Here is a 14,398-nt window from a genome sequence, read left to right on the forward strand (position 1 = left end):
TGTTGATATGAGGGGCCAGTTCCGTGTCGGTGTTTGTCTTCAGTCATTGCTCAACGATGGCTGTGACGCCCGTTCGAAGAAGTCGTCGGGAAGGGATTCGATTTCTCCTGCTTGGACGCCCCAGAGGTTCGCATAGAGGCCATCTTCAGCAAGCAGTTCTTCGTGACTCCCGCGTTCGACGATCTGTCCGTCATCGAGGACGAGGATGATATCGGCGTCCTTTATTGTCGACAGTCGGTGGGCGATAGCGACGGTGGTTCGATCAGCAGTAACTCGTTCGAGCGAACGCTGGATCAGTGCCTCAGTCTCAGTGTCAACGCTTGCTGTCGCCTCGTCGAGTACGATGATATCTGGGTCCTGAAGGACCGCACGAGCGAGCGCGATACGCTGGCGCTGCCCACCGGAGAGTTTCACACCGCGCTCGCCGACCTGGGTATCGTATCCGGACGAAAGCTCTTCGATGAACGCATGGGCCTCAGCGACTCTCGCGGCTTCTCGGACCGCCTCATCGCTTACTTCGAATCGGCCGTACCGGATATTCTCCGCTACTGTTCCGTCGAACAGCACCGTCCCCTGACTGACGTAGCCGATCGATTCACGGAGGTCTCCGAGGCGGATGTCTCGCACGTCGTGGCCGTCAACGCGGACAGCACCCGTATCAGCATCGTAGAGCCGTAAGAGCAGCTTTGCGACCGTGGACTTCCCAGCACCGGTCGGCCCAACTAGCGCGATTGTCTCCCCCGGCTGAGCGGTAAAATCGACGCCGTTGAGGACCTGTTCGCCGTCGTCATACTCGAAGTTTACGTCATCGTACTCGATTCGGCCGTTGGCAGAGTCAAGCGCGACGGGGTCGGAAGCATCGCGGACACGGACCGGAACGTCGAACAGACCACAGATACGTTTGCCCGAGGCTCGCGCGTTTTCGTACCAGTCCACGATGTTCGACAGCTGTGCGAGAGGCGCAGTGAGCTGTTGGACCAACAAGATGAACACGACGAAGTCGCCGACGCTGAGTTCACCGGAAAACCCGGGAGGCGGTCCGGAGAACACCCAGACGCCGCCGACAACGAACGTCGCGAGTAGGGAAGCGCCGGTCAGTAACTTCATTCCCGGCCGATAGAGGAAGGTCAATTTTGAGACGTCCACTCTGGCCTCGAACAGATTGTGCGAGACCTCGTCCATTCGCTCGTTCTCGTGTGCGGCCGTGTTCGCCGTCTTGACCAGCTCTATCCCGCTGATTCCGTTCTCGATTTGTGTGTTCAGGTTCCCGATTTCAGCGCGCAACCTGGCATATCGAGGCTCGACGAGACGCATAAACCACCAAGTGAAACCAACGAGGAACGGGACGGCGACGAGCGTTACCACGGCAAGTTGCGTGTTCGTGTGGAAGAGTGCAGCTGAAATCCCGACAACGATGGCGAAAATACGGACGCTCTGGCTCAAAGCGTTGTCGAGAAACCGCTCTAAGTTGGATGCGTCGTTATCGAGAACGGACATGATCTCCCCGGTCTGCGTATTGTCGAAAAAGGACATGTCCAAGCGCTGGAGTCGCTCGTAGGCGTCCGTTCGGATCTCGTACAACACTTTGTACGCGAAGACGTTCATCGCTACGCCTCGGACCCACGTCAGTGAGGCCGTCGTCACGAGCGAGGCCGCGACGAGTGCGGCCGACAGCCAGAACTGGGTCGTCTGTTTCGTGGGGAGCCACGCCACCGGTACCAGCGGCAGGCGATAGGGACTCGGGTCGCTGGTGAAGACAGCGTCAATAGTCGTTCCGAGTACGAGTGGGGTTACAAGCGTTGCGCCGTGAGCGCCGAGGCTGGCGAGCAGTCCCAGTGTGAGCCATTTCGCCTCCGGCCGGCCGTATTCTCGGAACAGGCGGAAGAGCGGACTCGTCACCAGCTCTTGATGAGCGCCGAGTTCCCGCTCGTTGGGATCCGGTTTGTCCGAACTCACGAGCGCAACTCACCTCGTTCGTGCTGCATTTTCGGGGTTACACCGTCAGTTCCGATGCCGATAGCTGAGATGCCGTGACGGGGGACAAACGGCAATCTATCTAGCCAGCCGCTCCCGTCTGTTTCGCAGGGTGCGAACTCAGAGCTAGTAGTCACACTCGCCATCGTCATCCGTCGCTTAGCATGTTAGCCATCATCAGTCCGATCAGAGGCGGCCCTGAATGATCTCTTTCTCTCGCTGGCAGTCGAAAAGCTGTTTCTCAGCGGCTGCTTTCGGGAATCGCTCGGATTCGAACTCACCGAACTTGTCGGGATGCAGCCGTTGGGCGACCAATCCGGTTTGATGGAGGTTTACCAGCGGCCCCTGCGAACCAAACGCACCGGGATAGACGTTGCCTTCCCTGACAGCTGTAAGCAGTCTCCCGACCGGTTCCATGCAGGCCTCGTAGCTCGCCGAGGGAGCCATCTCGTCGGTCGTCGTGGCCGTCGTCGATTCGGTTGTGAGTGTTTGACTACTGGATTCGGGGATTTCACCGGTCCTCCCGTCGGCTCCGCCAGTGAATGCGCAACCGGCCAAACCGGCGGTGAGTGTCGCGTTTGTCCCCGCAACGAACTGACGACATGTAGTTCGATAATCACTTGCCATGAGTTTTAGGCACGCCTAAACATATTTAGTTCTTCTTGTTCTCGCAGGCCATCAAATATGACGGCGGTTTGTGAGTCATTTCCCATTCAGATTGTGGAGTGGATTAGAGACGCTTCCGTGGGTTGCCACGTCCGGACGCGTGCTGGTGTCCTCGTAGCCGTGTCTTACCATGCGATTACGGTTGAGACAGTACTTTTTGAATCTGGGCTGGTACAGATCGAACAGACTGAACCGGTCTTCAAATTCAGGGAATCGAGACTGGTATGCATCCATGGCTGAACGGACTTGGCCCCAAAACCGCTCCTCGGGGTAGTCGTGGTGGCGAGCTAGCAAGTCGGCGACGTATCGAAACACACCGACAAACAGCGTTCCGACCATCCGGTGACACAGCGATTCTGGCGGAATCTGGTGAAGGATATGATGCTTATACCGGTCATCGTCTCGGAGTTCGTCCGGGAGTGCGGCCGCCAGTTCAGGGAAGTCACGGTCTGTAATCGCAACTTCGTCCACGAAGTCCTTGACAGCGATCCGCGTCGGACGACCGTCATCGTGTATGAGGACGACGTTTGTCCCGTGGGGCATGAACACGAGCCCGTACTTGTAGAGATAGTGAAGTAGCGGATTGAGAAGCACCTCGAGGAACTCGTCGATCCAAGCGGTAAGTTCGAGGCCCGCCCGGTCTGCGAGTCTCGTGGCAATCGGTGTGCCGTCGAAGTCCTCGTGCAGCAGTGCAGCCAGAGTGAGAGGGCGCTCGTCGTCGTCGATCAGTGACAGCACGCTCTCTCGCCAAACGCACCCGAGCAGTTCGTGGTACTGGTAGGGAGCGTCGTCGAACTGCGAGAACAGTGGGTGTTCGTAGTTAATGCTGGCAATCTCCCCGGGGAGGAGTAACTCACAATCGTCGCGGAGGAAGGTATCGTTGTCACGAACCGACTTGATGAACGCAGTCACCCCCGGCGCGGCTTCGGCTTGCTCGCCTAGGATACCACGGTAGACGTTGGTGTTGAGGACCCGAATGGGGAGTTTCACGTGGTGCTTCTCGGGAGTAGTGGTATTCGAGAACGTCCGGATTGACTGCTGGGGGAGATACTCGTCAGGCCCCTTGCCCAGCGGGACAATGGCGTCAGTGGCGATATCTCCAGCGAACAACTGCACGATACTGTCGTTCCACTGCCAGTCGTGAACGGGCAGGAACAAGTACGCTGCCGGGTCGAGGCCGCGGTCGAGTAGCTGTTCCCGGAACTGCTCGTAGTACTCGCCCAGTTCATCGGCGATCAGGGCAGTGTGCTCAAGTCCCTCGACGGACTGGAACGTTCCGCGCTCACGGCTCACCGCAACCCACGAGAGACGCTGTGGCTCTTTCGACTCGGGCGCGTACTGGAGGTAATCGTCGTAACCGAACCCGATCCGACCCTTATTGTACGTGTACCATGGGTGGCCCTCCATCTCGCCTTCGACTTCTGCGTAGGGAAAATCGAGTATCGAGGCGGCTTCGCACTGATTTTTTCGGGCGCGAATGTGGGCGTCAGCGACGAGTGTATTGTTGTACTCCCGAACGAGGTGGGCCGCGGTCGTCGGGTCGACGCCGATGTACTCGCGTGCGTCGAGGAAAAATTGGATCGGGTCGCCCGCCGAGTGCCATTCGGTCCCATCGTCGCGCCGATGGACTGATCCCTCCCGAATTCGGTAGCTATCGAGCGGTCGCCGTTGAGCCTCGAACCGGTACTCGATACCGTCTGTGAGCGTAAGGTGGTACCGCGTCCACGATTCGCCGGGTTCGTCGTCGCCCGCCGGTACAGTCGTTGTCGCCGCCGGCGTCACCACGTCTTCGTACATGAACTCCGCGAGGACCTTCCGAAGCAAGTTACCGTTGACAGTCGTCCAGACATCTTCGGAGAGTGCCGAGTCAAGTCGGTCAAGATTCTCCATTATATCCCCTCCTCGGACAACCGAGACGATGCGGACGGTCCGACGCGTTCGTACCGTGTCGTGGCATATGCCATCAGTTTTAGGCTAGCCTAAAATAACAAAAGTGTTTTGGCACTGACACCGTATCGGACGAGACGAGCGATCAGAGTCGTGCGGCGAACTCCGATATCCACGAGAAACTTTTTAGGCATGCCTAAAAACGTAGCGATACGGAGATTCGAATGACGCGTACCAACGCAATCGATGAGCGGTGTACCGATGGGAAGGTTGACCTCGTCCGACTGTTGTTCGTCACGCAAAGCGGAGCGGTCCGAGCGCACGCGGTCGATTCCTCGAAGGTCGAGTCAGCGGTCCAGACCGGGGTGACGATTTCGGAACTGGTTCAGACGTACAATGCGCTCGGGCGGCGAGACAAGAGCGGCCAGTTCGATGCCGCGGGAGAAGTTAGGCTCCAGCCCGATCCGACGACGTTCCAAGTGCTACCCTACGCCGAGCGAACCGGAGCGATGCTGTGCAACATCGAGACGCTCGACGGTGATCCGTGGCCCATCGACGCCCGTTCCTCGTTGCGAGCGCTCGAACGTGACCTTGCGGATGCCGGCCTCTCACCGAACGTCGCCTTCGAGAGCGAATTTCATCTGTTCAAACAGGGGCCGAACGAAGAGGTTCAACGCGTGGACGAACGCGGGGCCTACGCAACAGCGAGTACACGCGAAACCCACGAGACGATTCTCGCCATCGTTGACGCACTTAAGGCTCAAGACATCTCCGTCGAGAAATACTACCCGGAGTACGCCGCCGGGAAACACGAAATCGTCACCGGACACCGATCCGGACTCCGGGCGGTCGATGAGTACGTCCTTCTTCGGGAGACGGTTGACAGCGTCGCACGGGATCACGGGTACCAATCGACGTTCGTCCCGAAGCCGTTCGACAATTCGACGAACGGGTGCCACATCCACGTCTCTCTGTGGGACGACGGCAACGCCATGTACGACCCGGAGCAGAAGGAACTGAGTCAGACCGGCCGGCAGTTTATCGCGGGAATCCTTGAACACGCACCCGGTCTCTGCGCGCTCACCGCACCGACAGTCAACTCCTACGCTCGGTTGCGTCCCCAGATCGGTGCGGCCGCGTTCGTCTGCTGGGGGCGGGAGAACAGGGAGGCGCTCGTTCGCGTCCCGGCCCCAGATTCAGGGGACCCGGAGGGATCGACGCGGATCGAGTTCCGGGCGGCCGATAACACTGCGAACCCGTACGTGGCACTCCTTGGACTCCTTGCAGCCGGGTTAGACGGTGTCGAGCGCGACCTTGAACCACCGGAACCGGTCACCGTAGACCCCGGAAATCTCTCAGAGAAGGAACGGACTGACCGCGGTGTCAATCGACTCCCTCGCACGCTCGGACAGGCACTTGATGCGCTCGAATCAGATGCAACACTACGGGACGCGCTCGGGGCCGATCTATGCAAGGCATATCTAGGTGTCAAACGAAGTCACTGGGAGGCGTTCACCCGAAGTGCAAACTCCTGGAAGCGCGATCGACTCCGAAGCATCTACTGAGTTCGAACAGCCGCGTACAGGCATTCATACCGGGAATGAGAGTACTTCGCACCAGAAGTGACCCCTAATTGTGAAATATTGCTAATAAGTTTGCCTGTACCAACACACTTTTGAATTTTTAGGCTAGCCTAAAACACAGTTCATGCGGGAAAACCTGTCAGATCAACGACTCGCATCATCGTCCAACTCACCGGCGCGATACAACCAATCGAACGAACGACTCAGGCGAAGCCAGGCCGAGCGCGAGTCCAGCGCTCGAACGTACCCACGGTCGTTACCGTTCGCCGTCAAACATGCTCAGGGTGCCGAGATCGTAGACGCAGACGGCGAGACGTACATCGACTGTCTCGCCGGGGCTGGCACACTCGCCCTCGGGCACAACCACCCCGAAGTAACACAAGAGGTCGAACGGTTACTGGCCGAGGACCGACCGCTCCACACTCTCGACGTGACGACTCCCGAAAAGGAGGCGTTCGTAGACGCGTTATTCGACAGCCTTCCGGACGAGTTCACAGATACCGCGAAGGTGCAGTTTTGCTCGCCCGCGGGCACGGACGCCGTTGAGGCGGCACTCAAGCTTGTCAAGACATCGACTGGTAATCGGAGCGTCCTCGGATTCCAAGGCGGTTACCACGGGATGACAAGCGGCGCACTCAGTCTCATGGGTGACACGGACGCGAAAGAGCCGGTTCCCGGGTTGATGTCAAACGTCCACCACCTTCCGTATCCGGATCCGTACCGGCACCCGTTTGGACTCGACGCGGACGGGCACGAACCCGTGAGTCACTTCGCCGAGCGCGTACTCGCCGACCCCGAAAGTGGCGTCACCGACCCCGCCGGGCTGATCGTCGAACTAGTCCAAGGAGAGGGCGGCGTGAACCCCGCTCCTGACGAGTGGGTCCGAGAGATCCGGCGAATCACCGACGAACACGACGTCCCGATGATCGTCGACGAAATCCAGACCGGCATGGGTCGGACGGGCGAGACTTGGTCGTTCGAGCACGCCGACATCGTACCTGACGTACTTACCTGCTCGAAGGCAATCGGCGGCGGCCTCCCGCTCGCGGTTGTCGTCTACGACGAGGAACTCGACGTGTGGGAACCCGGTGCGCACGCTGGTACGTTCCGCGGTCATCAGCTTGCAATGGCGGCCGGTCGGGTCACGATTCGGCATGTTGTAGAGAATGACCTCGATGAACACGCTGCCGAGATGGGCGAGCGGCTCCGCGAACCGCTCGCGGACCTCGAACGCCGCTTCGACGCAGTCGGGGACGTGCGCGGCCGCGGGCTGATGCTCGGCGTCGAGTTCGTCGATACAGCGACCGAGACACCCGACGGAGAAGTACCCCCACCGGATGGCGATCTCGCGTCGGCGGTGAAGTCCGAGTGCTTCGACCGCGGCCTCATCATCGAGACCGGTGGCCGCGACTCCGCAGTTGCGCGGTTCCTCCCGCCGCTGACTATCACCCGGAATCAAGTTGACGAGATTGCCGACCGATTCCGGGAGGCCGTCGAGGCAGTCGTCGAAGGCGACTCCGGGGTGACATCATGAGCTTCCAAGAAGCCGAAGGAAACGAGAGCGCCCCCGACGGGACGGCAACTGACGCCGTTGACGGGCAGACGCTCGCTGAACGAATGTTCATCGGAACACCGGCCGGAAACGACGCCTACATAGCGGCGATAGACCGTTGTCGTGATGCGGTACTCTCGGCAGTCGGCGAGGCGGACAGGCCGTACTCGGGATCGACGTACGCGGAACATCGGGAGCGGCTCACTCAGGACACGATTCCTGAGTCGGGTCGGAAGATCGACGAAGTGATCGAAGATCTCGCCACAGACGTACTCGAAGAGTCGGTGTATCCGAGCGACGAAGCCTGTAGCGCGCATTTGCAGTGTCCGCCGATGGTGCCTTCACTAGCCGCCGAGGTGGTGTTGTCGGCACTGAACCAATCGATGGACTCGTTCGACCAAGCGCCCGCTGCGACGGTCCTCGAAGAGCAGGTGATCGATGACCTCACTTCGCTGTTCGGCCTTGGAGACGGCGCTGATGGCGTCTTCACGTCGGGAGGGACTCAGTCGAATCTCCAAGGGCTGCTACTCGCCCGCGAACACTATGTCGCCGAGGTATTCGACCGCTCAGTAAGAACGTCGGGTCTGCCGCCAACAGCAGAGAAAATGCGGATACTGACCTCCGAAGACGCACACTTTACCGTTGCGCAGGCGGCCGCCCAGCTTGGACTTGGTGAGGACGCCGTTGTGACGGTCCCTACAGGTGACGCCCACCAGATGGACCCCGACGAACTGGCCGACGAACTCGCCCGGCTGAAACAGGCAAACTGCCACCCATTCGCGCTCGTTGGGACGGCCGGAACAACCGACTTCGGAAGCGTAGACCCACTCAACGACCTCGCAGACCTCGCCGACGAACACGACCTCTGGTTCCACGTGGATGCGGCCCTGGGCGGAGCGCTCGCGCTGAGCGAGACTCACGCCGGAAAGCTCGATGGCATCGAGCGAGCGGACTCACTCACTGTCGATTTTCATAAGCTGCTGTACCAACCGATTTCCTGCGGCGTCTTTCTACTGTCCGACGGAGACAAGTTCGAGTTGATGGGGCGAAACGCCGCCTACCTCAACCCGAAAAGCGATCAGGTCTCGAATCTCGTCTCGAAATCGCTTCAGACGACACGTCGTTTCGACGCGCTGAAACCGTACGTCGCATTTCGGACACTCGGACGTGAGGGGATGGCGGCACTGGTCGATCGGACGGTCACTCTCGCGGATCGAGCCGCATCGCTCATTCGCTCAGATCCGGGTTTCGAACTGTCCTGTCCGCCGACGATCAACATCGTTACGTTCCGATACACGCCGGAACGCGACCACCCCGCGAGGTCGCCCGATGAGTGGGCTGATCGAATAAACCGTCGGGCCCGGGACCGACTGCTCGCGTCCGGATGCGGTGTCGTCGCCCGCACCGAAGTTGACGGGTGCGTCCACCTGAAGCTCACGCTGATGAATCCGCGCACCACGGTCGCAGACATCCGCGAACTCCTGCTCACGCTGAAGGGGTACGCCGCTCAGGCAGAGACCAAAGCGATATCCAACCATGGGATAGAATCCGACGACAGACTCGATTTCGCTCCAGTCTGCGGATCCGCTGACGAGGAGAGCCGATGACGGGAGTAAGTGCTAGCTGTGATACGGCGGCCGACCGTGCGGAATCGGCGACGTTGCACGCGTTCCTGAACTGCTACCTTCGGGAGACAGAGACGGGCGAGATTGTTGACCGACAGACGGTTCTCTCAGAACGGGATACTGAAGGCGACGCAGTCTGCATCCCGTTCCCACAACAGGGAGTTGAAGTGGTCGTGCCACTGCGCTACGAATCACCAACGGGTCGGCACCTGTTTGACCTGCCCGCCTACGCGCGGGAAGATACGGACGCTGAACTCAAGCCGCTTGACGCAGGAACGCTCGCAGCGCTTGGTCGGCGAGAACTTGCTCTTACGGCCGATGAAGCTGATCTGACTGCTGGGAGCGACTTACTCAGACGGGTGCTCGCGTCACGGCGCACCATCGAACAGTTCGTTCGTGAGAATGACGATACGGTCCGTGCTGCGGACACCGAAACGACGTTCTGCGAGGCCGAACAGTCGCTCGTCTATGGCCATCACCTGCATCCGACCCCGAAGAGCCGGGAGGGGATTGCTGACCACGAGGCGCGTGCGTATGCACCCGAACTCGGCGGGGCGTTCCAGCTTCGGTACTTTGCTGCCGACCGAGACCTCGTCTCGCAGTGGTTCGCCGGCGATGTGAGCAGTACCGAATGGATCCGGACCGGACTTGACGAGGCAGAAGCCGACCTGCCCGACGTGGCCGAGCGCGTACTCGCCGACGGATACGAACTCGTTCCGACTCATCCGTGGCAGGCATCGTATCTCAGGTCACAGCCTCACGTCGAGCAGGCGCTCGACCAAGGATCGATCATCGACCTCGGTGCGTTCGGCCCGACGTTTTATCCAACTTCGTCGGTTCGCACGCTCTGGTCACCGGCCGCGCCATTTATGGTGAAGAGTTCACTCGCAGTGGAGATCACGAACTCAGAGCGCACGAGCAAAGTGTCGGAACTCAAACTCGGTGTGGCGGCAGCGGAACTGCTCGACACTGGCTTCGGTGACCGACTAGCCGAGCGCTTCCCACGATTCTCCGTCGTGAGGGATCCGGCGGCGCTGACTCTCGACCTCGGCGACGGTTCCGAATCAGGGTTCGAAACGGTTCTCAGAGAGAACACGTTCCGCGGCGAGAGTGCGCGAAACGTCACACCCATCGCGGCGCTCTGCCAGGACGGTATCGACGGTCCATCACGTCTCGCGCGCGTGGTAAGTGCGCTCGCCGAACGGACAGGGCGGCCGACGAGCAACGTCACGCGGGAGTGGTTCTGTAAGTACATGGCCGTCACACTCAGCCCTGTGGTGTGGACGTACTTCGAACTCGGAATTGGGCTTGAGGCCCACCAGCAGAATGTGCTCATTCGACTCGACAGCGACGGCTGGCCAGCCGAAGGGTTCTATCGGGACAACGAGGGCTTCTTCGTGCCCGAATCGCGTCGCAGCGATATCGACGCCTGGCTTCCCGGCGTCTGTGATCGTATCGAGACGGTCTGTCCCGACGAAACGGTGGATGATTGTGTGCGCTATTACGCCGTTCTCAACAACGCCTTCGGCGTGATCAACGCACTCGGTGTTGCCGGACTGGTTGACGAAACGGCACTCCTCGAAGACCTACGCGCAGAGCTTGACTACTTTGCCGAATACGAACCGCCCGCGTCAACTCTCGTCACCGACCTACTCGAAGAACCAACCGTCCCGTGCAAGGGCAACCTCCGCACACGGTTGGAGGGCCGCGACGAACTAGCAGCATCACTCGAAGAAGAGTCTGTCTACGTCGATATCGAGAATCCGCTCGTCACGAGGCTGTGAACACAGCGGACGGAGAGCTGCCGTCCCGATAAGGAGGGATTTTCAGCGCTCGCGATTCAATTCGGCAATGCGATCATTCGCACCGGAGATCTCCGCGAGCGACTCACCGTCGTAGAGACGCTCTATGAGTTCGGACTCTGCTCCGTCGTGTCTCGCGTAGCGTTCGATGGTCTGATCAATCTGCTCCCGTGAGACGAACACGACTCCGTCTTCGTTTCCGATTGCGATGTCTCCTGGCCGGACCACCGCACCACCGACCTGCACCGGTACGTTGATATCTCCACCCAAGCTTTCGGTCAGGCGCTGGACCGTCCTGTTGGTCCGTGCGCGGGCAAAGACTGGAAATCCGATCTCGTTGATTGCTGCGGTATCGGTCACGGCACCGTCGATAACGACACCTCTCACTCCATTCGCGACGGCCGCGTGCGTGGTGATTTCGCCCCACGGTGCATTTGTCTCGTGTCCGCCCATCTCGATGACAATGACGTCTGTCGGCTGTGCCAGTTCAATCGCTTTGTGCACCATCGTCCCATCCACAGGGGGAATTCTCACGGTCAGCGCCGACCCGACTAGCTCTGCGTCCTGAGCCGTCCGCATGAACTCGATTTCCGGAGACGAGTGTCCGAAGTGTTTGTGATGGCCGAGTTCGTTCGGGTCCACGTGTTCGAGGGAGCGCAACTGTTCGTCGTCGGGCCGGTTGATCTCTCCGATTACCATCGTGACACCGTCCGAGAGATGCGTCGCTGGTCGAGCGGGTTGCTTTCGCGCATGTGGTTTATTGGGATGCTAAAGTCCAATAAAGCCATCGAGTTTTAGGCCGTCCTAAAATATTTCGACAGTTCGAACCGACCGAGCCTCGCGACGAACGGGAGGTGGTCTAGATTTCGTAGACGAGAGCTAGTTGGTAGCTTTCCATCCACTGGGGGGACCCCAGGAGTATCGCATACTAGGAAAACGACCGAGTAGTCAGCCATCGGTTTGCGGATGAGGGGACAGCATGGACCCCACTAAATCCACTTTGATTTAGTGACCTATAACAAAGTGATTGGTGGGAGCTGAGAATAGGTCGAATTCGGGAGAAAGAGGTGCGAAATAGCCCGGGTTTGTATTCTATGAAGTATATAGAGCTATATCAAAAATTGGGGAGAATGAAGTTCACAGTTTCGGGGGATAGGCTATTTTCGCGTGTTTTCCGGGCGAATCGCGGCTCGAATGGGCCACGTTAGTGAGATCTCAGCTATACTTCTCGGATTAATCCCAGCAAGTGGGCGGAAATGCGTCAGAATTCGAGGTCTCGCAAAGCGTTACCACTCACGATAGGCGGCCTGAGTCGGCGTTAAGCGTTAATCCGGCGGAATCAGTGCTAAACAGACCAACTCGACACACTCGCCAGCTGTCAGAACCGGAGCGTAGTCTATCTCACCGCCGACACCAGCTTTTAACAAGAAATCGGTAAGCCGACAGATATTGTGCAGTAGCACCGCAAACACAAAGTAGAACAGTCGCATTCGGTAATATTCGGTAATCCTTGGACGAGGTCTTCGCCAAGAAGTCGTTCTTGATGCTCTTGTACTCGTTCTCGATCTGCCAGCGACGACTGTACCGGCGGCAGAACGTGTCAGATTCCTTGGGGCTGACTGAGAGGTTCGTCGCAAAGACCGCTGTTCCATCTCCTTTCGTCGAGGGGACGTACAGAAACTGCATCGTGTGCGAGCCCTGCTCGACGTGGACAGAGGCCGATTCAACTGCGACTTCTTGCCCATCTTCATCCATCGTCTCTATGTTCTCGCGTTCGGCACTGTGAATCCGCTTCGGAATGAGGTAGTTCACATCGAGGTTCGAGAGCGTCTGGTACACCGCTTTCGAGTCAAACTCTCGGTCGCACAGCACCATCTCAATCGGGACGTGCTCCTGTGCACGTCGAACGAGTCGTCGGACGACACGGTGAACCCGATTCGGTGGATTCTCGTCCCACGACGAACTCTCACGGACAGGTTCGACAGCGAGAATCAGCGGGATGTTCCACCCAACAATCGAGAGCGTAGCGAACTTGAATGCTCGACCTACGCCGTCCTTCGTCCCGCTAACCATCGGCATTCCCTCTACGTTCCCAAAGTAGCGAATGGTCGTGATGTCAATCGCGACGGTGACAGGACGACGAAACGAGGATTCCGATTGAAGCACTGAAAGCAACTGTCCTGTCGCTTGTTGAAATCCATCGAGTAGTCTCTCAGGATCAAATTGCTTGACGGCTCTGAGGTGGGTGTCTCCGTGGGGATCGTACTCTTTGCCTCGTCGGAACTTAAACCGGGCCGCCCCCTGTGGAGTACCACAGCCAACCATCCCAATAAACGTCTGAAGCTCAAAGAATCGCGTGTCGTCATACGTCGTGTTCTGAGCTCTCTCAGAGTCGAACGGACCGAAGCCGTGCTCACGAGCGAGACGGGTTGTACGGTAGATTTCTTCGTCAGAAAATTCGGTAGTGTTCTCAGCCGAGTCAGTAGTCTCTTCTGATGACTGCTTGACTTCCTCCAGTGGCCGGACTTCGGGAACTGAGTGGTTCTCGTTGTGAATCTCCTTGACTACGCAGTGTGCACTGGCAGTAACATACCCACGAACATCGTCATCAAAGCGATTGCGCCACGTTCGAGAGATAACTGACTCGTTAGGAATTTGGTCGAGACCGAATACGTCGGCAAGTTCTGGATGGCGTGTGAGAGACCGATAGCTGTCTCCAGTGATTTCCAGATAAACAAAGAGCTTGAGCATCCCGTGGAATGGGTACGACGCGGGATGCCACTCTGGGTAGCCGTCTTCAAGCGTCTCGACCTGGAGTTCGAGGTCGGTGAGCGCATCGCAGAAGGCTGTCCTTCACGGAGGTGTTTGCGAAGTTCGAGAGCAGCGACGAATGCATCAGTTAATCGGCGGCCACGCTGTTCCATCAGATAGTCTTATCATCAGATAGGCAACAACCGTGATGGCTCTTTTTGCTTGGTGACGATCCGCTACAAACAGGGAGCCAACTTAACATAGCAACCGAACAAGACCTACATCATGGACGAGAGATTCTACGACGCGTATCAGCGGATCTGGGAGCCACCGGGGACCGACGAAGTACGTGTCCAAATGGGTCAGGAATCTGCATTCAAAACAAACCTCTACAACGCCATCCGAGATCTCGGTCTCGACAGAGACCACCACCGAATCACGAATAGAGGTCTATCCCAGAAATTTCACGAAGGGCTCATCGAGATAGCCGAAACGCAAGGGATAGACCTCCCGAAGACGAGTTGATCGTTCCCTTTCAGACTAAGAAGAACGAGATTT

Annotated in this window: 9 protein-coding genes and 1 pseudogene; 5 read left to right on the top strand and 5 right to left on the bottom strand. The window is 58.5% G+C overall.

Translation table 11 applies throughout. From position 1 onward, the window contains the following. Positions 1-39 precede the first annotated feature (39 nt). From HBOR_RS17450 to HBOR_RS17460, 3 genes are all read right to left on the bottom strand, one after another. Positions 40-1,956 (bottom strand): ABC transporter ATP-binding protein, encoded by a 1,917-nt coding sequence (locus tag HBOR_RS17450; RefSeq protein WP_006053382.1) that lies wholly within the window; start codon positions 1,954-1,956, stop codon positions 40-42. Between the two features lie 204 nt (positions 1,957-2,160). After that, entirely contained in the window at positions 2,161-2,601 is a 441-nt protein-coding gene (locus HBOR_RS20420; protein WP_013446621.1) for a hypothetical protein, read from the bottom strand. Between the two features lie 75 nt (positions 2,602-2,676). Continuing rightward, complete coding sequence (locus tag HBOR_RS17460) at positions 2,677-4,530, bottom strand: IucA/IucC family protein (protein WP_006053384.1); 1,854 nt, start codon at positions 4,528-4,530, stop codon at positions 2,677-2,679. A 221-nt stretch (positions 4,531-4,751) separates the two neighbouring features. Here HBOR_RS17460 and glnA2 point away from each other — a divergent pair, with 221 nt between their 5' ends. The 4 genes from glnA2 to HBOR_RS17480 all read left to right on the top strand — a co-directional run bounded on the left by glnA2 (position 4,752) and on the right by HBOR_RS17480 (position 11,071). Then, a complete protein-coding gene (gene glnA2 / locus HBOR_RS17465; protein ID WP_006053385.1) occupies positions 4,752-6,092 on the top strand; it encodes a gamma-glutamylputrescine synthetase in 1,341 nt (446 codons plus the stop codon). Positions 6,093-6,234: 142 nt separating this feature from the next. Continuing rightward, the gene (locus HBOR_RS17470; RefSeq protein WP_006053386.1) at positions 6,235-7,644 is read left to right on the top strand and encodes a diaminobutyrate--2-oxoglutarate transaminase; all 1,410 of its coding nucleotides are present in this window, start codon (positions 6,235-6,237) and stop codon (positions 7,642-7,644) included. After that, positions 7,641-9,269 carry a pyridoxal phosphate-dependent decarboxylase family protein gene (locus HBOR_RS17475; protein WP_006053387.1) on the top strand — a complete coding sequence of 543 codons (1,629 nt, stop codon included), beginning with the start codon at positions 7,641-7,643 and terminating at the stop codon, positions 9,267-9,269. The genes HBOR_RS17470 and HBOR_RS17475 overlap by 4 nt, the downstream gene beginning before the upstream one ends. Further along, entirely contained in the window at positions 9,266-11,071 is a 1,806-nt protein-coding gene (locus HBOR_RS17480) for an IucA/IucC family protein (protein WP_006053388.1), read from the top strand. Before HBOR_RS17475 ends, HBOR_RS17480 begins: the two co-directional genes overlap by 4 nt. Before the next feature lie 42 nt (positions 11,072-11,113). On the opposite strand, the gene HBOR_RS17485 is transcribed toward HBOR_RS17480, so the two are convergent. Continuing rightward, the gene (locus HBOR_RS17485; RefSeq protein WP_006053389.1) at positions 11,114-11,788 is read right to left on the bottom strand and encodes an RraA family protein; all 675 of its coding nucleotides are present in this window, start codon (positions 11,786-11,788) and stop codon (positions 11,114-11,116) included. A gap of 626 nt (positions 11,789-12,414) precedes the next feature. Next, a pseudogene (locus HBOR_RS17490) lies at positions 12,415-14,013 on the bottom strand (transposase). A gap of 112 nt (positions 14,014-14,125) precedes the next feature. Here HBOR_RS17490 and HBOR_RS17495 point away from each other — a divergent pair. Continuing rightward, positions 14,126-14,365 (top strand): hypothetical protein, encoded by a 240-nt coding sequence (locus HBOR_RS17495; RefSeq protein WP_013446622.1) that lies wholly within the window; start codon positions 14,126-14,128, stop codon positions 14,363-14,365. The last annotated feature ends 33 nt before the right edge of the window (positions 14,366-14,398 follow it).

This window comes from Halogeometricum borinquense DSM 11551 (assembly GCF_000172995.2).
Classification (GTDB): domain Archaea; phylum Halobacteriota; class Halobacteria; order Halobacteriales; family Haloferacaceae; genus Halogeometricum; species Halogeometricum borinquense.